Annotated in this window: 18 protein-coding genes; 10 read left to right on the plus strand and 8 right to left on the minus strand. The window is 61.4% G+C overall.

The genetic code is table 11. From position 1 onward, the window contains the following. Positions 1-132: 132 nt before the first annotated feature. The 6 genes from VSX56_RS08070 to cyoE form a co-directional block, all read right to left on the minus strand. The gene (locus tag VSX56_RS08070; protein WP_350936260.1) at positions 133-1,536 is read right to left on the minus strand and encodes an FAD-binding oxidoreductase; all 1,404 of its coding nucleotides are present in this window, start codon (positions 1,534-1,536) and stop codon (positions 133-135) included. Between the two features lie 23 nt (positions 1,537-1,559). Beyond that, a complete protein-coding gene (locus VSX56_RS08075; RefSeq protein ID WP_339114274.1) occupies positions 1,560-2,144 on the minus strand; it encodes a GNAT family N-acetyltransferase in 585 nt (194 codons plus the stop codon). Next, entirely contained in the window at positions 2,144-3,403 is a 1,260-nt protein-coding gene (locus VSX56_RS08080) for a M16 family metallopeptidase (protein WP_350936263.1), read from the minus strand. Before VSX56_RS08080 ends, VSX56_RS08075 begins: the two co-directional genes overlap by 1 nt. Continuing rightward, entirely contained in the window at positions 3,400-4,797 is a 1,398-nt protein-coding gene (gene thrC, locus VSX56_RS08085; protein ID WP_350936265.1) for a threonine synthase, read from the minus strand. Before thrC ends, VSX56_RS08080 begins: the two co-directional genes overlap by 4 nt. A 112-nt stretch (positions 4,798-4,909) precedes the next feature. Next, positions 4,910-5,098 (minus strand): cytochrome c oxidase system small membrane protein, encoded by a 189-nt coding sequence (locus VSX56_RS08090; protein WP_350936268.1) that lies wholly within the window; start codon positions 5,096-5,098, stop codon positions 4,910-4,912. After that, positions 5,095-6,054, minus strand: a complete 960-nt coding sequence (gene cyoE / locus VSX56_RS08095; RefSeq protein WP_350936533.1) for a heme o synthase — start codon at positions 6,052-6,054, stop codon at positions 5,095-5,097. Before cyoE ends, VSX56_RS08090 begins: the two co-directional genes overlap by 4 nt. 362 nt (positions 6,055-6,416) lie before the next feature. On the opposite strand from cyoE, the gene tldD reads away from it, so the two are divergent. The 5 genes from tldD (at position 6,417) to VSX56_RS08120 (ending at position 13,478) form a co-directional block, all read left to right on the plus strand. Then, positions 6,417-7,841 carry a metalloprotease TldD gene (gene tldD / locus VSX56_RS08100; protein ID WP_350936270.1) on the plus strand — a complete coding sequence of 475 codons (1,425 nt, stop codon included), beginning with the start codon at positions 6,417-6,419 and terminating at the stop codon, positions 7,839-7,841. 171 nt (positions 7,842-8,012) lie between these two features. After that, positions 8,013-9,122 (plus strand): DNA-processing protein DprA, encoded by a 1,110-nt coding sequence (gene dprA, locus VSX56_RS08105; RefSeq protein WP_350936272.1) that lies wholly within the window; start codon positions 8,013-8,015, stop codon positions 9,120-9,122. 101 nt (positions 9,123-9,223) lie between these two features. After that, positions 9,224-11,968, plus strand: a complete 2,745-nt coding sequence (gene topA / locus VSX56_RS08110; RefSeq protein WP_350936275.1) for a type I DNA topoisomerase — start codon at positions 9,224-9,226, stop codon at positions 11,966-11,968. Positions 11,969-12,128: 160 nt separating this feature from the next. Continuing rightward, on the plus strand, positions 12,129-12,830 hold the full coding sequence (locus tag VSX56_RS08115; RefSeq protein WP_339114266.1) for a CoA transferase subunit A: 702 nt from the start codon (positions 12,129-12,131) through the stop codon (positions 12,828-12,830). Between the two features lie 3 nt (positions 12,831-12,833). Continuing rightward, positions 12,834-13,478, plus strand: coding sequence for a CoA transferase subunit B (locus VSX56_RS08120; RefSeq protein WP_339114265.1), 645 nt, complete (start codon positions 12,834-12,836; stop codon positions 13,476-13,478). Between the two features lie 63 nt (positions 13,479-13,541). On the opposite strand, the gene VSX56_RS08125 is transcribed toward VSX56_RS08120, so the two are convergent. Both VSX56_RS08125 and VSX56_RS08130 read right to left on the minus strand, forming a co-directional pair. Then, entirely contained in the window at positions 13,542-13,727 is a 186-nt protein-coding gene (locus VSX56_RS08125) for a hypothetical protein (RefSeq protein ID WP_350936278.1), read from the minus strand. A gap of 205 nt (positions 13,728-13,932) precedes the next feature. Beyond that, complete coding sequence (locus tag VSX56_RS08130; RefSeq protein ID WP_406870820.1) at positions 13,933-14,820, minus strand: lytic transglycosylase domain-containing protein; 888 nt, start codon at positions 14,818-14,820, stop codon at positions 13,933-13,935. A gap of 411 nt (positions 14,821-15,231) precedes the next feature. On the opposite strand from VSX56_RS08130, the gene VSX56_RS08135 reads away from it, so the two are divergent. The 5 genes from VSX56_RS08135 to VSX56_RS08155 all read left to right on the plus strand — a co-directional run bounded on the left by VSX56_RS08135 (position 15,232) and on the right by VSX56_RS08155 (position 18,841). Continuing rightward, positions 15,232-15,429 carry a pilus assembly protein gene (locus tag VSX56_RS08135; RefSeq protein WP_350936280.1) on the plus strand — a complete coding sequence of 66 codons (198 nt, stop codon included), beginning with the start codon at positions 15,232-15,234 and terminating at the stop codon, positions 15,427-15,429. Positions 15,430-15,530: 101 nt separating this feature from the next. Beyond that, positions 15,531-15,725 (plus strand): pilus assembly protein, encoded by a 195-nt coding sequence (locus tag VSX56_RS08140; RefSeq protein WP_350936283.1) that lies wholly within the window; start codon positions 15,531-15,533, stop codon positions 15,723-15,725. Positions 15,726-15,775: 50 nt separating this feature from the next. Further along, the gene (cpaB, locus tag VSX56_RS08145) at positions 15,776-16,654 is read left to right on the plus strand and encodes a Flp pilus assembly protein CpaB (protein ID WP_350936285.1); all 879 of its coding nucleotides are present in this window, start codon (positions 15,776-15,778) and stop codon (positions 16,652-16,654) included. A gap of 174 nt (positions 16,655-16,828) precedes the next feature. After that, complete coding sequence (locus tag VSX56_RS08150; protein WP_339114262.1) at positions 16,829-18,190, plus strand: type II and III secretion system protein family protein; 1,362 nt, start codon at positions 16,829-16,831, stop codon at positions 18,188-18,190. A 3-nt stretch (positions 18,191-18,193) separates the two neighbouring features. Beyond that, the gene (locus VSX56_RS08155; protein WP_339114261.1) at positions 18,194-18,841 is read left to right on the plus strand and encodes an OmpA family protein; all 648 of its coding nucleotides are present in this window, start codon (positions 18,194-18,196) and stop codon (positions 18,839-18,841) included. Positions 18,842-18,982: the final 141 nt, after the last annotated feature.

An 18,982-nucleotide genomic window follows, 5' to 3' on the forward strand; every position in this document is an offset into this window, starting at 1 on the left:
CAGGGTTAAGGCTGCTAACCTTTTGTCAGGTTTTAGCGTGCTACACATATCGCGCAGACTGGTTCTGCTGCTTGCAAACACGTGAACCACTTGCAGAGCGCCTCGCCACCACCCATTGGGCGAGGCGCTTTTTCATTCACCCGCCACCAGCACCGCGCCCGGGTTCATGATCCCGTTGGGGTCGAGCGCCGCTTTGACCGCGCGCATCACCGCCAGCTTGCCCGCATCGCCATAGCGCTCCAGATCGCCGGTCTTGATGCGTCCGATCCCATGCTCGGCCGAGACCGATCCGCCGAAACTGTCGACCACCGCATAAACGCAATCCTTCACCGCGCCCTTGAGATGGTCATAATCGGCGCGGGTTTTACCCGCCGCAGGGAAGGCGTTGTAATGCAGGTTCCCATCGCCCACATGGCCGAAGCAGTTCACGCGGATATCGCCCAGTTCGGCCAGCGCCTCGCCCGCCGCCTTGATGAAGGCCGGAAGCGAGGGCAACGGCACCGAGACATCGTGGCTGGAAATCGAGCCGATGCGCTTGTTCGCCTCGGGGATATTCTCTCGCAGCGCCCACATATCAGCCCGTTGCTGGCCCGATTGCGCGATGACACCATCGCTCACCAGAGCGCCTGCAGCCTCGAATAGCCCCGCCAAAGCCTCCTCGGCATCCATCCCTGCGGGCAGGCCGATCTCGCACAGCACCATCCAGTCCGGCGCCTCGGCAAAGGGCATATGCACCTCGGGGCCGACCTGCGCCAGAAATTCCAGCCCCTGACGGGCGATCAGCTCGAAGGCCGATACACAGCCCACCATCCGTGCCTCGGCGATCTCCAACAGCTCCAGCGCCGCCTCGGGGCCCTTAACCACGAAGAACGCCGTGCCGACCTCGGAGGGGCGCGGGAAGAGCCGCAGACTGGCCGCCGTGATCACACCAAGGCTGCCTTCGGAGCCGATCATCAGATCCTTGATGTCATAGCCGGTATTGTCCTTGCGCAGACGCTTGAGCCCCGAGACGATCGTGCCATCGGCCAGCACCGCCTCGACGCCCAGACACAGCTCGCGCGTATTGCCATAGCGCAGCACATTCACCCCGCCCGCATTGGTCGCCAGGCAGCCGCCGATCCGCGCCGTGCCCTGAGAGGCCAGCGATAGCGGGAAGAGCCGCCCGCGCGCCTCGGCCGCCTCCTGCACTTGCGCCAGGGTCAGTCCCGCCTCGACGATCATCGTATGGGCATCGGCATCGCGGATACTGGTCATTTTTTCGAGGCTGAGGATCAGCGGGCGGATCTCGCCGGGCATGATCTGCCCAGACACCAGTCCCGTGCCACCGCCATAGGGCACCACCGGCACGCTCTGCGCGTGACAAAGCTTGAGGATCTGCGACACCTCTTCGGTGCTTGCGGGCTTTGCCAGAAGCCCCCCCTGCCCGAACCAGCGTCCGCGCGGCTCTTCCAGATAGCGCGGCTCCGCCTCCGAGAGCGCCAGATCCGGTAGGAGCTCGGAAAGCTCTTCGCGGAAGATATCGTCGGCAGCGCGCATGGAATTTCCTTTATAATCTGGACTTAACCCACATCCGTCCGGCCACGGCGGTCGGGACGCAGGTTGGAATAGAGCACATGGTTGCGCCAGCGGCCGTTGATTTGCAAATAGGCCTGCGCCACACCTTCATATTTGAAGCCGGATTTTTCCAACACGCCGCGCGATGCCGCGTTTTCAGGCAGGCAGGCTGCCTCGATACGACTGAGATCGAGGATGGCGAAGGCGTAATCCACAACCCCTTCAATGGCTTCGCGCATGAAGCCCTGACGGGCATAGCGCTCGCCCACCCAATAGCCGATGGTTCCCGATTGCGCGGGGCCACGGCGGATATTGTCGAGGGTGATAGCCCCCACCACGCGCTCGTCGCCGCGCCGTATGAGGAAGAAGGGCAAGGCAGTGCCTGCGGCCTCGGCCCGTGCGGACCAGTAGACCCGATTGGCAAAGGCCTTACGCGAGAGATGGTCGTTGGACCAGAGCGGCTCCCATTGGGTCAGGAAGTCGCGGCTCTCCTCGCGCAGGCTCGCCCAGTCGCGATAGTCGGAATGTTGCGGCAGGCGAAGCGTCAGCCGATCGGTTTCCACCTTCGGTTTACGGCGACGCGTCAGCATCAGGCAGCAAGCCTCCGTCGCAATTCCTCCAGATCGGGAGCACGATCAACCGGACCATAAAGGGCGAGCGCCGAATTGGGCTCGGCGATCAGCTTGGCCGCATAGGCGCGCACGGCCTCGACGGTAACACCATCGATACGGTCCGCCGTCTCCTCGAGATCGGGCACACGGCCCCAGACCGACAGATTACGGGCCATCCGCTCGGCGCGGCTTGACGGGCTCTCGAGCCCCATCAGCATACCCGCCTTGATCTGGGCCCGCGCACGGGCGACCTCGACCTCGGACATATCCTCGGCGGCGCGCTTCAGCTCGTCCACCGTCAGGGTGGACAGCTGCTCGAGCTCCTCGGCGGAGGTGCCCGCATAGATCGTCATCATGCCCGTGTCCTCATAGGCACCGGCCTGGGAGAAGATCGTGTAGCACAGGCCCTTCTCCTCGCGGATCTTCTGGAACAGCCGCGAAGACATCCCGCCCCCCAGCGCCGTAGCATAGACCTGCGCCGCATAAAGATCGGTCGAGCGGTAGCTCGGACCCTCGAATGCCAGTGCGAAATGCGCCTGCTCGAGGTCTTTCGACTTGCGGTATTCGGCACCCTTCCAGCTCGCAGGCTGGATCAGCGCATCCTTGCGCGGGATCATATGGCCGAAGATCATCTCGGCCTGTTTGACGATGGCGTCATGATCCACATCCCCCGCCGCCGACAGGATCATCTGACCGGGGCCGTAATGCTCGGAAACAAAGCCTGCCAGATCGCTCTGGCCAAAGCCTGCGACCTTTTCCGCCGGACCGAGGATCGTGCGACCGATCGCCTGATCGGGATAGGCCGCCTCCTGCAGCCAGTCGAAGATGATATCGTCGGGCGTATCGAGCGCCTGCCCGATCTCCTGCAGGATCACACCGCGCTCGACCTCGATCTCGCGCTGGTCAAAGACCGGGTTCATCAGGATATCGCCAATGACATCGAGCGCCAGCGGCACGTCATTGCCTAAGACACGCGCGTAATAGGCGGTTACCTCGCGCGAGGTATAGGCATTGATATAGCCGCCCACATCCTCGATCGCTTCAGCAATCTGCAAGGCAGAGCGCGTCTTGGTGCCCTTGAACGCCATATGTTCGAGGAAATGTGCGATACCGTTCTGTTCGGGGCGCTCGTGACGCCCGCCCGCATTGACCCAGATGCCGATGGCGGCAGAGGCCATCGAGGGCATCCGCTCGGTCACGACGCGCAGGCCGTTGGGAAGGGTCGAGAACTGGATCATGCGCGGCGCTCTTTACGGATCAGGGTTTCCAGCGCGTCCAGGTCATTGGGCACACGGGTCACACGCTCTTCGCGGTCGAAGAGGTCCGCCATACGCGGCGGCAGATCGGGATGCACGCCCGACGCCTCGTTGACGGCGGCGGGGAATTTCGCCGGATGCGCGGTGGCCAGCGTGATCATCGGCGTTGCCGGATCGCGCTCGATCGCATCCATCGCCACACCCACGCCCACGGCGGAATGCGGGCAGAGCAGCTCGCCGGTCGTCTTGAGCGTCTTGGCGATGATCTCGAGGGTGCGGCCCTCGCCGACGGCACCGCTGTCGTAATGCTCGAGCAATGCCCCCATCGCGTTTTTCGACACGGTGAAGGAGCCCTGATTTTTCAGCTCGTCCATCAGTGCGGAAACTGCGGCGCCATCGCGGCCATAGGCCCAGAACAGCGCGCGCTCGAAGTTGGAGGACACCTCGATATCCATCGAGGGGCTCATCGAGGGTTTCACACCGCGTTTGGTGTAATCACCCGCCCTGATGCAGCGGTCGAGAATGTCGTTCTGGTTGGTGGCGATCACCAGACGCTCGATCGGCAGGCCCATTTCCTTGGCAAGGAAGCCCGCGAAAATATCCCCGAAATTACCGGTCGGCACAGTGAAGGACACTTTGCGATGCGGCGCGCCCACAGCCACGGCCGAGGTGAAGTAATAGACGATCTGCGCCAGAACGCGGGCGAAGTTGATCGAATTCACACCGGCCAGACCGACTTCATCACGGAAGGTGAAATCGTTGAACATATCCTTCAGCTTGGCCTGGCAATCGTCGAAATCGCCCTCGAGCGCCAGCGCATGGACATTGCCTTCGATCGGCGTGGTCATCTGGCGGCGCTGCACTTCCGACACGCGGCCATGCGGGAAGAGGATGAAGACATCGACATTATCGAGCCCACGGAAGGCCTCGATGGCCGCCGAGCCGGTATCACCGGAGGTGGCACCGACGATCGTGACCTTGCGGTTCTGTTTCGCCAGCTCGATCTGGAACAGCTGGCCGATGACCTGCATCGCGAAATCCTTGAACGCGAGCGTCGGGCCGTGGAACAGCTCCAGCAGGAAATGGTTCGGCGCCAGCTGCTTGAGCGGCGCGCGCGCGACATGACCGAACCCGGCATAGGCACGGGTGATCGCGCCTTTCAGCTCTTCATCCGAGAAGGTCTCGGCGGTGAAGGGCTTCATCACGCGGAAGGCGACCTCCTCATAGGACAGACCGGCCATCGCGGCAATCTCGTCCGCGGTGAATTGCGGCACCGTCTCGGGCACATAGAGCCCGCCGTCACGGGCCAGACCCGTCAACATTGCTTCGCCAAAGCTCAGAGCCGGGGCCTGTCCCCGGGTCGAAATATAACGCATGGTCAGTCCTTCGGTTCGTCGGGGTCTGATACGCCAATGCACGGGCGCTGTCATCCCTGACTGCATATATCATGGAAAAATCAACGCAATCTGCGGCAGAAAAGCCCGCGGATCAGCGCGTCTGGGTGATGGTTGTGGGGGCCGCGGCCTCGGTGGCGGCTCCGGTGGCGGCTCCTGTCTGGGCCGAAAGCTTCACGATGGTCAGCCCGAAGACCAAGAGACAGAACACGGCAAGCGTCAGGCCCAGCCCCTTGTTGCGCGAGGCGCGGGCCAGATGCATGGGATACAGCCGACCACTCATGACCAGGTGAACCCTTGCACGAATTGCGCATAGGCGGGCCACAGATGCAGCGCCTTCTCGACCAGCAGTGCCCCGAAATGCAGCGCCAGATAGAGGAGCGAGAAGTAGAAATAGCGCTTCTCGAAACGGTAGCCCTCGGCCTCTGCGGTCTCTTCGGCGCGGCGCCAGATGACCCAGCCGCCATGGATGAAGATCGCGTTCAGCACCAGCGCCGTGGCCAGATAGACCGGCCCGCCGATCGAAGTCACGCCCAGCCCGATGGCCACCGGCGCGAGGATCAGCGCATAGGCAAGGATATGGCGACGCGTGGTCTTGCGGCCATGGGTCACCGTCAGCATCGGCACTTTGGCCGCCGAATAATCGCTCTTCATGAAGAGCGCGAGCGCCCAGAAATGCGGGGGCGTCCACAGGAAGATCAGGAGGAACATCGCCACTGATTCGACCGATACGCTGCCCGTCGCGACAGCCCAGCCGATCATCGGGGGGAAGGCCCCCGCCGCGCCACCGATCACGATATTCTGCGGCGTCGAGCGTTTGAGCCACATCGTATAGACGATGACGTAGAAAAAGATGGTGAAGGCAAGAAACAGCCCCGCGAAGATATTCGACGCAAGCGCCAGCATCACGCAGGAGATCACCGAAAGCGCTAGGCCAAAGCCCAGAGCCTCGGTCTCGCTGACGCGGCCAGCAGGGATCGGGCGGCTTTGCGTGCGCTTCATGATGCGGTCGATATCGGCATCATACCACATATTCAGCGCGCCCGAGGCACCACCACCCAAGGCAATGAAAAGAATGGAGATAAAGCCAACCAGCGGATGCACAGGCACAGGAGCTACCACAAGTCCCACAAAGGCGGTGAACACTACCAGCGACATCACGCGCGGCTTCAAGAGAGCCACGAAATCGTTGAACTGCGCGTCCTGTCCTTGCGGTTTTACATAGCCGATATCGCTCATCCGTGCCTTCCGGTTCGTCTTTGCCATCTGTCGCGCGGCTGCGCGGCACAAAACCTGTCCAGCTCCTGCCCACGGCATCCCGACCTGTCACGTTTCCGACAAGAGCCGAGAGCTACGAGGTGCCCCGATGCGGCAAAAGCCAAGCCCAATCCGCCTCTGAAAGCGAAATCGCGCAGGGGCCGGATACACCTATTATTGATATTACGCCACATCTTTACATAGTGTGAGCGTTCAAATTTGCTGCTGATGAGCGCGTGCGGCCCAGCATCCTGTCTTCAAAACTTGTAACGGTGGGCCGGACGCGACATATCCATAGGCAGACCCGCGCGCGCCCGTGCCGCGCGAATAGGAAAGGATACCGCATGAGCGAGACCCGCTTTGCCCCGTTCGAAACCCAGCTGGATGAAGAGCGCGCGCTTGCCGTCTTGCGAGAGGCGACGGCGGGCGCCGATGATGGCGAGCTGTTTCTGGAACGCCGTCGTTCCGAGGCGCTCGTCTTCGACGATGGCCGTGTGAAAAATGCAAGTTACGACGCCTCGGAGGGCTTCGGCCTGCGCGCTGTGCGCGGCGAGGTCTCGGGCTATGCCCATTCGACCGAGCTGACCGAAAGCGCGCTCAAACGCGCCGCCGAGACCGCACGTCTGGCCGTTGGCTCCGGTGGCGGCACGATGGCGCCCCCGCCGCAGGGCACCAATCTGCGGCTTTACACCGATAGCGATCCGATGACGGACGCGACCTTTGCCGCCAAGATCGACATCCTCAAGGAGATCGATGCCTTCGCCCGTGATCTCGATCCGCGCGTGGTGCAGGTCTCGGCCTCGATGGCGGCCTCCCTGCAGGAGGTCTTCATCCTGCGCCCCGAAGGCGGGCTGGTGTCGGATATCCGTCCGATGGCGCGGATCAATGTCTCGGTGATCGTGGAAGAAAACGGTCGCCGCGAGTCGGGTAATCATGGCGGCGGTGGCCGCTACGGTCTGGCAGGGCTGATCACACCCGACACATGGCAGCCCGCCGTGCGCGAGGCGCTGCGCATCGCGCTGGTCAATCTGCGCGCCGAGGCTGCGCCTGCGGGGCAGATGGATGTTGTGCTGGGTCCGGGTTGGCCGGGTGTCCTCTTGCACGAGGCCGTGGGCCACGGGCTGGAGGGCGATTTCAACCGCAAGAAATCCTCGGCCTTTGCCGGTCTGATGGGGCAACAGGTGGCCGCCAAGGGCGTGACCGTTCTGGATGATGGCACCATCCCCGACCGTCGCGGCTCGATCACCATCGACGACGAGGGCACGCCTTCGGGCAGGAATGTGCTGATCGAGGACGGTATTCTGGTGGGCTATATGCAGGACCGCCAGAATGCGCGCCTGATGGGGGTCATGCCCACCGGCAATGGCCGCCGCGAGAGCTTTGCCCATTGCCCCATGCCGCGCATGACCAATACCTATATGATGGGCGGCGATACCGATCCGGCCTCCATTCTGGCCGATCTGAAAGACGGAATCTATGCCGTGGGCTTTGGCGGCGGTCAGGTGGACATCACCAATGGCAAGTTCGTGTTCAACTGCACCGAAGCCTACCGTGTGAAGAACGGTGTTGTGGGCGCGCCGGTAAAAGGGGCCACGCTGGTCGGTGACGGCCCGACCGCGATGCAGAAGATTCGCGCCATCGGCAATGATATGGCGCTCGATCCGGGTGTCGGGAATTGCGGCAAGCAAGGTCAATGGGTGCCCGTAGGCGTCGGCCAACCCAGTCTGATGATCGGCGGGCTGACGGTTGGCGGCTCGGCTGCATCCTGACCTTGGGGCACTCATTTCCTTGGTATGACAACAGGATAGCCGCCTCTCTGGGCGGCTTTTCTATCGAAAGATCAAATAAATTTTTAGCAAAATTCCAGCGATGCCGGATTCGGTAACCTTTCGTTAATCTTAACGCAGCAATCTGGTCTTGCGATAGAGGCGGAGGACTGGATGAAAACAGGCTTGTTTTCTTACCCCACCCCCTTCACCCCACCCACCACGGAAGAAAATGAACTGCTGGTGCTCCGCCTCTTTCGCTCGCGTCGTATCGGGGCCACGACCTTTCACCGGGTCATTGCCGAACACGGATCGGTCGCGGCGGCCTTTGAGGCCCTGCCCGAGATTGCCCGTTCTGCCGGTGTGACCGATTATTCTCCTTGTAGCGAGGCCGCCGCTCTGGCGGAACTGAACGCGGGCCGGAAGGCGGACGCGCGCCTCCTTTGTTTCGGCGCGCCCGATTACCCGCAGGCGCTCTGCGATCTGCCGGATGCGCCTCCTGTCCTGTGGGCAATGGGCGATCTCGGGTTACTCAAACGCCCTGCACTAGCCTTTGTCGGCGCCCGCAGCGCCTCGTCGCTCGGGCGGCGGATGGCGGAAGGTCTGGCCCGCGAGGCGGGCGAGGCAGGCTATGTGGTGGTCTCGGGACTGGCCCGCGGGATCGATGCCGAGGCGCATAGGGCGGCGCTCACCACCGGCACGATCGGTGTGCAGGGCGGCGGGATCGATGTCGTCTATCCCAAAGAGAACAAAGCGCTGCATGCGGATCTTGCCGCGCAGGGGCTGCGACTTTCGGAAAACCCTGTCGGGATGCCGCCGCAGGCCCGCCATTTCCCGCAACGCAACCGCATCATTTCCGGTCTCGCGCGGGCGACGATTGTCATAGAGGCTGCCACGAAATCGGGAAGCCTGCTGACCGCCCGCAATGCGCTCGATCAGGGGCGAGAGGTCATGGCCGTGCCCGGCCATCCGATGGACGGGCGTGTGGGAGGCTGCAACCTGCTGATCCGCGATGGCGCCACATTGATCCGCGATTTCGCCGATATTGCCGAGGCACTGGGACCTGTGCAGACCACGCCCGTCCCTGCCCCCGAGGCTCCGCCCGCGGCGCCCGAAGATCCGGTGCAGGCGCTGCTGGAGCTGTTGGGCCCCAGTCCGGTTCTGGAGGAGCATGTGATCCGTGATTTGCGGATCGATGCGGCAAGTTTCGCGCAGATCCTGACCGAACTCGAGCTGGACGGGCTGGTCCTGCGCCACGCCGGAAGCCGGATCAGTCTGGCCTGAGCCAGCCCTGCGACACAGGAAAATCAGGCCCTACATTGACATTGCCCGAAGAAATCCCAATCTTCCGCCCAACTCAAGAACATGCCCAAAGCGAGGTCCATATGGCGGTTGTCGTCGTCGAATCACCAGCCAAGGCCAAGACAATTAACAAATATCTTGGTTCCGATTATACCGTCCTCGCATCCTTCGGGCACGTTCGCGACCTGCCGCCGAAAGATGGTTCCGTCGACCCCGAACATGATTTCGATATGAAATGGGAGGTCGCCTCCGATTCGAAAAAGCACATCAAGGCGATCACCGATGCGCTCAAAGACGATGACACCCTGATCCTCGCGACCGACCCCGATCGCGAGGGGGAAGCGATTTCATGGCACCTCGAGCAGGCGCTTGAGAAGAAGCTCAAGGGCAAGAATGTCAGCCGAGTGACCTTCAACGCGATCACCAAAACCGCGATCCTCGAGGCGATGAAATCCCCCCGTCAGGTCGATACCGCGCTGGTCGAGGCCTATCTGGCACGCCGCGCACTCGATTATCTTGTGGGCTTCAACCTTTCGCCGGTGCTGTGGCGCAAGCTGCCCGGTGCGAAATCGGCGGGGCGTGTGCAATCGGTCTGCCTGCGGCTCATCGTCGAGCGCGAGATGGAGATCGAGGCGTTCAATCCGCGGGAATACTGGTCGGTGGTGGCCCAGATGGAGACCCCGCGCGGCCAGACCTTCGAGGCCCGCCTGACGATGATGGGCGGCAAGAAGCTCGATAAATACGACTTGGCCAACCAGACCGATGCCGAAATGGCCGTGCAGGCGGTGTCCTCGCGCGCGCTGATGGTCAATTCGGTCGAGGCCAAGCCCGCGACCCGCAACCCCTATGCGCCCTTCATGACCTCGACCCTGCAACAGGAAGCTTCGCGCAAATTCGGCATGGGCGCCAAGGCCACCATGTCGGCGGCACAGCGTCTCTACGAGGCGGGCTATATCACCTATATGCGGACCGATGGCATCGACATGGCGCCCGAGGCCGTGATGCAGGCGCGCGACGCGATCAAAGCCAAATTCGGCGAGAAATACGTCCCCAAATCGCCGCGTATGTACAAAAACAAGGCCAAGAACGCGCAGGAGGCCCACGAATGTATCCGCCCGACGGATATGTTTGTCTCGCCCGACAAGCTGAAGGTTTCAGCCGATGACCAGCGCAAGATCTATGATCTGATCTGGAAGCGCACGATTGCCAGCCAGATGGAAGCCGCGCGTTTCGAGCGCACGACCGTGCTGATTGGCTCCAAGGACGAACAGGTCGAACTGCGCGCGACAGGCTCCGTGGTGACCTTCGACGGCTTCTTGAAAGTCTACGACCAGGGCCGTGACGATGATGATGACGAGGACAGCAACCGCCTGCCGCAGGTAATGCAGGGCGAGGCGCTGAAACTCGCCCCTGCCTATGAGGATGCTTTCGGCAAGGCGCAGGGCGAAGACGCGCTAATCGAGGACGAGAAGGCCGGTATCCGCCGCTGCCCCGCCGCTGTGATGAGCGAGAATGCCGCGATCCTCGGCGCACAGCACCATACCCAGCCGCCTGCCCGTTACACCGAAGCGACGCTGGTCAAGCGGATGGAGGAGCTGGGCATCGGGCGGCCTTCAACCTATGCCTCGATCGTCACGACCATTCAGGACCGTGGCTATGTCCGCAAGGACAAGAACCGGCTGTTCCCCGAGGACAAGGGCCGTCTGGTGACGGTCTTCCTCGAGAACTACTTCCGGCGCTATGTAGAATACGACTTCACCGCAGGGCTGGAGGACCAGCTCGATGACGTCTCGGCGGGCAGCCGCGACTACAAGGAAGTGCTCTCGCGGTTCTGGCGGGATTTCTCGGCGGCACTGGCCGAGACCTCGGAGTTGCGCATCACCGAGGTGCTCGACAAGATCGACGAGGTGCTGGCCCCCCATATCTATCCGCCCCGTGAGGACGGCTCGAATCCGCGGATCTGCCCCGTCTGTGGCAATGGCCAGCTGCATCTGAAGACCGCCCGCTCGGGTGGTGCCTTTATCGGTTGCGGCAATTACCCCGAATGCCGCTATACCCGCCCGCTTTCGGCCCCCGATGGCGATGATGCGGCGCAGGCGCTGGATGGCAAACTGCTGGGCTATGATGAAGGGATGCAGGTCACTCTGCGGGTGGGCCGCTTTGGCCCCTATGTGCAGAAGGGCGAAGTCACCGAGGATGTTCCAAAACCGCCGCGCGCCTCGATCCCCAAGACCTGGTCGCTGGAAGATCTCGATCTCGACAAGGCGATGCTGCTTCTGAACCTGCCGCGCGAGATCGGGCCGCATCCGGAAGATGGCGAGATGATCGAATCGGCCATCGGGCGTTTCGGGCCCTATGTGAAGCACCTCAAGACCTATGCGAACCTGCCCTCGGTGGAGGATGTGTTCACCGTTGGTATGAACCACGCCGTCGAGCTTCTGGCGCAGAAGGCGGCCCGTGGTGGCCGTGGCGCGGCAGCAAAGCCGCTGAAGGAGCTGGGGGACCACCCCGATGGCGGCGCGGTCTCCGTGATGCCGGGGCGCTACGGGCCTTATGTGAAATGGGAAAAGGTCAATGCGACCATTCCCAAAGAGGTCGAACCCGAGCAGGTAACGATGGAACAGGCGGTGGAGTGGCTGGCCGAAAAGGCGGCCAAATCCCCCAAGAAAAAAGCACCGGCCAAAAAACCGGCTGCCAAGAAAACCGCGGCCAAAAAGCCTGCAGCCAAAAAGGCTCCGGCGAAAAAGACGACCGCCAAGAAGGCCGCCCCGAAGAAAGCCACGGCCAAGACACCCGATACCGAGGATGGGCCGGGCGCAGAAGAGTAAGACGGAAAGGCAGGTGCGCAGGCAGCCTGCCTTTTTTCTTGGGCGGATGATCCGAAGCGGGCCGCCCGTTTTCCGTGCCGGCCCGCCACCTGCCGCAGCGCAGCATTGACTTGCCCAGAGCGATAGCGCCTTATTGGCATAAACAATTGGAGGAGTATTTATGCAGAAAATTTACGGCTCCGCAGCAGAGGCTCTCGATGGGCTTCTGTCGGACGGCATGCTGATTGCGGCGGGCGGATTTGGCCTTTGCGGCATTCCCGAACTTCTGATCGATGCCATCGTTGCCAGCGGCACGAAGGATCTGACGGTCGCCTCCAACAATGCGGGCGTGGACGGGTTCGGCTTGGGCAAGCTTCTGGAAACGCGCCAGATCAAGAAGATGATGTCCTCCTATGTCGGCGAGAATGCCGAATTCATGCGGCAATATCTCTCGGGCGAACTGGAGCTGGAATTCAACCCGCAGGGCACGCTGGCCGAGCGGATGCGCGCAGGCGGTGCGGGCATTCCGGGCTTCTATACCAAAACCGGCGTGGGCACGCAGGTGGCCGAAGGCAAGGAAGTGAAACAGTTCAAGGGCGAGGATTATATCCTCGAAGAGGGCATCTTTGCCGATCTGGCCATCGTCAAGGCATGGAAGGCCGACGCGACCGGCAATGCGATCTTCCGCAAGACCGCGCGCAACTTCAACCCGCCGGCAGCAATGTGCGGCAAGGTCTGCGTGATGGAAGTCGAGGAGATCGTCCCCGTGGGCAGTCTCGACCCCGATGCCATCCACCTGCCCGGTATCTATGTGCACCGCCTGATCCAGGGTCAGCATGAGAAGCGTATCGAAAAAGTCACCACCCGCCCGAAGGAGGCCTGATCCATGTCTGACGTTCAAAAGGGCTGGGACCGCAACCAGATGGCCGCCCGCGCGGCAAAGGAGCTGGAAGACGGCACCTATGTGAATCTCGGGATCGGCATCCCGACGCTCGTGCCGAACTTCATCCCCGAAGGCGTAAATGTAACGCTGCAATCGGAAAACGGCATGCTGGGCATGGGCCCCTTCCCCTATGAGGGCGAGGAAGACCCCGATCTGATCAATGCCGGCAAGCAGACCATCACCGAACTGCCCAACACCGTCTATTTCGACAGTGCCACCAGTTTCGGCATGATCCGCGGTGGCAAGATCGCGGCGGCGATCCTCGGCGCGATGGAAGTGGCCGAAAACGGCGATCTGGCCAACTGGATGATCCCCGGCAAGCTGGTGAAGGGCATGGGCGGCGCGATGGATCTGGTCGCGGGCGTGAAAAAGGTCGTCGTGGTGATGGATCACCAGAACAAGGCCGGCGAATCGAAGGTGCTCAAGGCCTGCACCCTGCCGCTGACCGGCACCGGCGTCGTGGACCGGATCATCACGAATCTGGGCGTTCTGGATGTGGTCGAAGGCGGGCTGAAGATCGTGGAACTGGCCGAAGGCATCAGCGAGGACGAGTTGCGCGCCGCAACCGAGGCCACATTGGTCGATTGAGCCATCGGGCTGAGAATCTTCTAAAGGGCGGATTTTCCGCCCTTTTTTCATCGATCCTCGGATTTATCCTGAACAATTCGCATGATTTCCCCCGATTTCGTCCAAATCTGGAAACAGCGCCTTATTCTTGCCCCAATTGGCCTTCAACTTGCCTTTATCGGCGCAGCGCTTGATCCTGTGGCAGCGGGTGAAGCCAAGAACGCCATATAAAAAGAGCAGAACGACCGAGGCAAGCAGGACCCATTCCACATATCGCCCTCCGCATCACCCAATCACACCCGGGGGACGCCATTGGCTATGGGTTCATCATACAGGCCCTCATCCAGACGATCACCGGCGGCCCTGCCGCCCGATCCGTCAGAAGATAAAAAGGCATCCGCTGGCAGGCGGGTGCCTTTTCTCTTTGTCCCGGGGTCTCTTTTTGCCTTTGGGTCTGTTTGTCGCGAGGCGAAACTCAGCCGCGATCGGCGAAGACACAGCCATCAGTGACCAGCTCGGGCGGCGTCAGGCACAACCCGCGCGCCACCGACCAGGCCGCCAGCACCTTGGGCACATAATCCCGCGTCTCGCTGAAGGGAGGCACACCGTTATTGCGCTTTACCGCATTCTCGCCCGCGTTATAGGCCGCAATCACCATCAGCGGATCGCGGTCGAATTCGGTCATCAGCCAGTCCAGATAGGCCACCCCGCCCTTGATATTCTGCGATGGATCCTTGCTATCGGCCACGTCGAACCGCTCCGCCGTCGCGGGGATCAACTGCATCAGTCCCACCGCCCCCGCATGCGAGATCGCATCATGGCGCCCCGCCGATTCCGTCGAGATCATCGCCAGCACCAGCGCGGGCGAGACCTGCGTGCCGATTGTTGCGGCAAGGATCTGCGAGCCATGCACATCCGCGATCCGCTTCAGGTCGGCCAGACGGGGGGCACGCACGCTCTGCCCTTTGGGCCCCTGGCTGAGTGCCGCAATCGCCTGCTCGAACCGCCCCGCCCTGTCGCCCAATGTGGGCGAGATCAGGTTCCAATACCACTTATAGGCCGAATTGGCAGGCGGCGCCGCAGCCGTCTGGGGCATCACAGGCGTAAAGGGCGTGGCAGACCGTGCCGCCAGCGCCGCCTTCTGCTCCTCGGGATTGATCTGGATGGTGATCAGCCGCTTCGTGCCCGGCGCGGGCGGGCGCACCGTCTTGGGCGAATAGCGATTGACCGTAGGCGTCTGGCTCTGCATCGACATCGTGCGCACCGTGGGCGTGGTGATCACCGATTGCGCAGAAGCCAGTTGCGCGGCCCCTACGATCAAAGCGGCACCGATGCCCCGAAACGCCGCCTGTCTTACATCCATTGGATCATCCTACATGTATGGGGCATCCCCTCCCCGCCTATTAACCCCGAATCCGTTCCACGGGGCCAGTATTTCTCGGCACATCAAGGCTTAACGGATACGATTCCCCGTAAAGCGTTGCCCGTTTCCCGCGGATTTCCCGCCAGAATCGGGAGAATCGGACCTGTTTCCTTCCGCAAATTCGCCGCCGAGGCAGGACTTGGGCCAGTCAATTCTCCCGCTACGAGACCCGACAGACGAAATTCTCAACAAAAGATAAAGATTCTGCCCTTGGTCCATGAAACGCCCGCAACCCGCCCCAATCTCGCCACGAACCAACGACAAATTCACCTCATGCCGCAGCGTAGAGGGGTTAGGGTGAATGACCCAGCACTGCGGAAAGAGACACCAAATCAAACTTGGAGAGCTGCCATGAAACTGTTTCGTATGACCAAAAAAATCCGCAACGAAGAAGACGGCGCTGTGACCGTTGACTGGGTTGTGCTGACCGCTGCGATCGTGGGTATCGGCGTTGCGATCGTGACCCTGGTTGGCAAAAAAATCTACACCTCGGCCAACGCGATCGACATCGATGCGTCCGCTCTGACCGAAGCTGACATCAAGGGCTGATAAGCCAGCTCCCCCGATGCGATACAGGGCCGCCCCAACGGGCGGCTCTTTCTTGTGAAGCGGTCCGCAACCGTGAGAGCCAGCAGAAAAGCAGAGTAAAGATGAGAATCTTCCGCCGATTTAAAGAGCTTACACAACGCGAAACCGGTGCATTGACGGCTGAATGGGTCGTCTTGACGGCCGTGGTTGCAGTCGTTGCACTCGCTGTGGCGAAGGTCGTGGGCCAAAGCACCTATACCGCTTCGACCAAAATCGCCGACTACCTCGAATCCGTCGAGATTCAGGACGATTTTTAACCCTAAAATAGAGTTTTACGCCGCAAAGTCCTCTCAGAAAGGGAACCACAATGCGCCTCATCTTTGGACTCGTCTTCATTCTGGGCGTCGCACTGGCCGGCATGGCTGTGTATATGACCCAAGGCAAGATTGCCGAATTTCAGGCCCAGCGTGACTACCTGCTGAAAGAGCGGCAATCCATGACCCAGATGGCCGATATGGTCGTCGTCAAGCATCCGCTCAAATATGGCGAGCGGTTTACCCAATCCGATCTCGAGGTCATCAAGGTGCAGAAGGGTAAACTCCCCGAAGGCGCCTTTACCGCCATTTCCGGCCCGCAGGGCGACGGGAGCGCACAGGATGCCGCCAAGAAGGCCGCGTTCATCGAGGGCGAGACACGCCCGCGCGCGGCGCTGCGCTCCTATGAGGCAAACGAACCGCTGATCGCCACCAAGATCACCGAACCGGGCGTGGATGCGGGTATTACCGCCCGTCTCGAACCCGGCATGCGAGCCTTCACCATCGGTGTAAATGCCAGCTCCGGCGTTTCGGGCTTCCTGCGTCCGGGCGATCATGTGGATGTCTACTGGTATGGTCAGGTCAATGGCCGCGATGTCGCAAAGCTGATCGAGAGCAATGTGAAACTGATCGCCATCGATCAGAATGCCGATGCGGACCGCTCGGAGGAAACGGTTGTCGCGCGTAACGTGACCGCCGAGATCAGCCCCGAACAGGTCGCCGCACTGACCTTGGCGCAAAGCACGGGCAAGATCATGCTCTCGCTCGTCGGCAATGTCCTCGATACGAGCGATCTGGGCACGATCGAGCTGGATCGCGATCAGCTGCTGGGCACGCCCGAAATCGCTGCCGCGCCTGCCCCCAAGGTCTGCACCATCAAGACGCGCAAAGGCACCGAAGTCATCGAAACGCCTATTCCTTGCACGAACTGAGTATAGAGAAACATCCGCCTGTGTCCCCTGCGGCACAGGCCGTCACGTTTAGCCCGAGCGAATTATTGCCAAATGCCTGTCTTTGGGTCATGCTCGCCTCAAAAGCAGTTAATGATCGCCAAACGGACGCCAGAGCCGTGAGACATTCCCTGTGGTCGGAGAGGCAGGATCACAATGAACCTAAAGACTTTATTCTCGGCAGGCCTTCTGGCGCTGTCCTGTAGCTTTGGTGCATATTCTGCCGCCCAAGCCGAAACCCTGCGCGTGATGTCGGGGGCATCCTCGGCGCCGCTTGCCGTTCCGATGAACCGTGCGGTGGTTGTAGAAAGCGACCAGCCCTTTACCGAATTGTCGATCGCCAATCCGGGCATTGCCGATATCACCACCCTGTCCGACCGGACCATCTATGTGCTCGGCAAGCTGCCCGGCCGCACCACGATGACGATCCTTGGCGCGGATGGCAAACTGATCTCGAATGTCGAGGTGCAGGTCACCCCCGATATCGCCGAGTTCAAGGAACGTCTGAAACAGATCCTGCCCGGCGAGAATATCGAGGTGCGCACCGCCAATGACGGCATCGTGCTGTCGGGGACCGTCTCCTCGACCGGCAAACTCGACCGCGCCCTCGATCTGGCCAATCGCTACGCACCGGACCGCGTCTCGAACCTGATGTCCGTCGGCGGCACCCAGCAGGTCATGCTGCAGGTCCGCTTTGCCGAGATGCAGCGGTCTGTTGCCAAGAACCTCAACGCCTCCATCGGCTTGGGGCTCACCAGCAATAGCGGCAGTACCACGACGGGGCTCAGCAACTCGACCAGCAGCGGCGAAGGCGGCCAGTTCGGTCTGAGCCTGAGCCGCGGCAATTTCGAGATGAGCGTTCTGCTTGAAGCGCTTGAAAGCAAGGGCGTCGTGCGCACCTTGGCCGAGCCCAACCTCACTGCCCTTTCGGGACAAGAGGCCCATTTCCTTGCCGGCGGCGAATACCCTATTCCAGTGGTTGATGATGATAGCATTGCCATCGAATACAAGCCCTTCGGCGTCGAGCTGAGTTTCATCCCGCGCGTTATCGACAATGGCGTTATCAATCTGGAAATGAAAGCCGCGGTCTCCTCCATCGATACCAGTGTCACGATGGAATCGGGCGGTTTCTCGGTCAATGCGTTCAAGCGTCGCGAGACTTCGACGACAGTCGAGATGCGCGATGGCGAGAGCTTCTCGATCGCGGGTATCCTGCAGGATGACTTCAACGGGCTGAACAGTCAGGTGCCGTGGCTGGGCGACGTGCCGGTTCTGGGCGCGCTGTTCCGCTCCAGCGAATACGAGCGCAAACAGTCCGAGCTTGTCATCATCGTGACGCCGCATCTGGTCACGCCCACCAAAGGCACGGCCTATGCACTGCCGACCGACCGCGTCAAACTGCCGTCGGAAAAGGATATGTTCCTCTTCGGTCGCACCACGGGCCGCCCCGTGTCGGGGGCCGCGGCCGAAGTGGCCAAGCAGGACTATTCAGGCTCTTACGGCTATATGATGGAATAACGGATGCACCATTTTGCAATGAAACTCGCGATTTGCGGTGCGACTCTGGCACTGGCCGCCTGCACACAGGAAATCGGTGCGGATCTACAGACCGACGGCTATGGCAATGCAACCGCCCATAATCTGCAGGTGATGACCAATCCGCAGGATTTCGCGATCAACCTGAACCGGAAATTCAGCGCCAGCGTGCCGACCACGATCAACTTCGCCTTCAACTCGGCAGTGCTGACACCTGAGGCCCGCGCGATCCTGGCTCGTCAAGCGGGCTTCATCCGCCAGTTCCCGGAAGTCCGCTTCCGCGTCTATGGCCATACGGATCTGGTCGGCTCGAATGCCTATAACAAGGCGCTCGGCCTGCGTCGGGCACGCGCGGCGGTGGACTTCCTGACCGCGCAGGGCATCTCGCGTTCGCGGCTCGAGGCAATGGTCAGCTATGGCGAGACACAGCCTGTGGTCCAGACCAGCGGCCCCAATATGCAAAACCGCCGCACCGTGACCGAAGTCTCCGGCTTTGTCGCGAGCAACCCTATGGTGCTGAACGGAAAATACGCAGAAATCGTCTTCAGGGACTATGTCACGAGTGCAAGATCCGTGACCACATTGACCGGCGGCCAGACCACCTCTGTGGGAACAGCCGACAGCGGCAGTTAACAAGCATAGTTACAAAACTCTTTCAGCGGGCGGGGCTTGGAAACAAGCTTCGCCCGTTTTCCTGATCGTCGCCTATATCCCCACAATTGAAACAGTATGGCCGCATTCTTGCCAGAATTCGGCATGATCTTGAACGAAAGC

Source organism: Thioclava kandeliae (assembly GCF_040297545.1).
Lineage (GTDB): Bacteria > Pseudomonadota > Alphaproteobacteria > Rhodobacterales > Rhodobacteraceae > Thioclava > Thioclava kandeliae.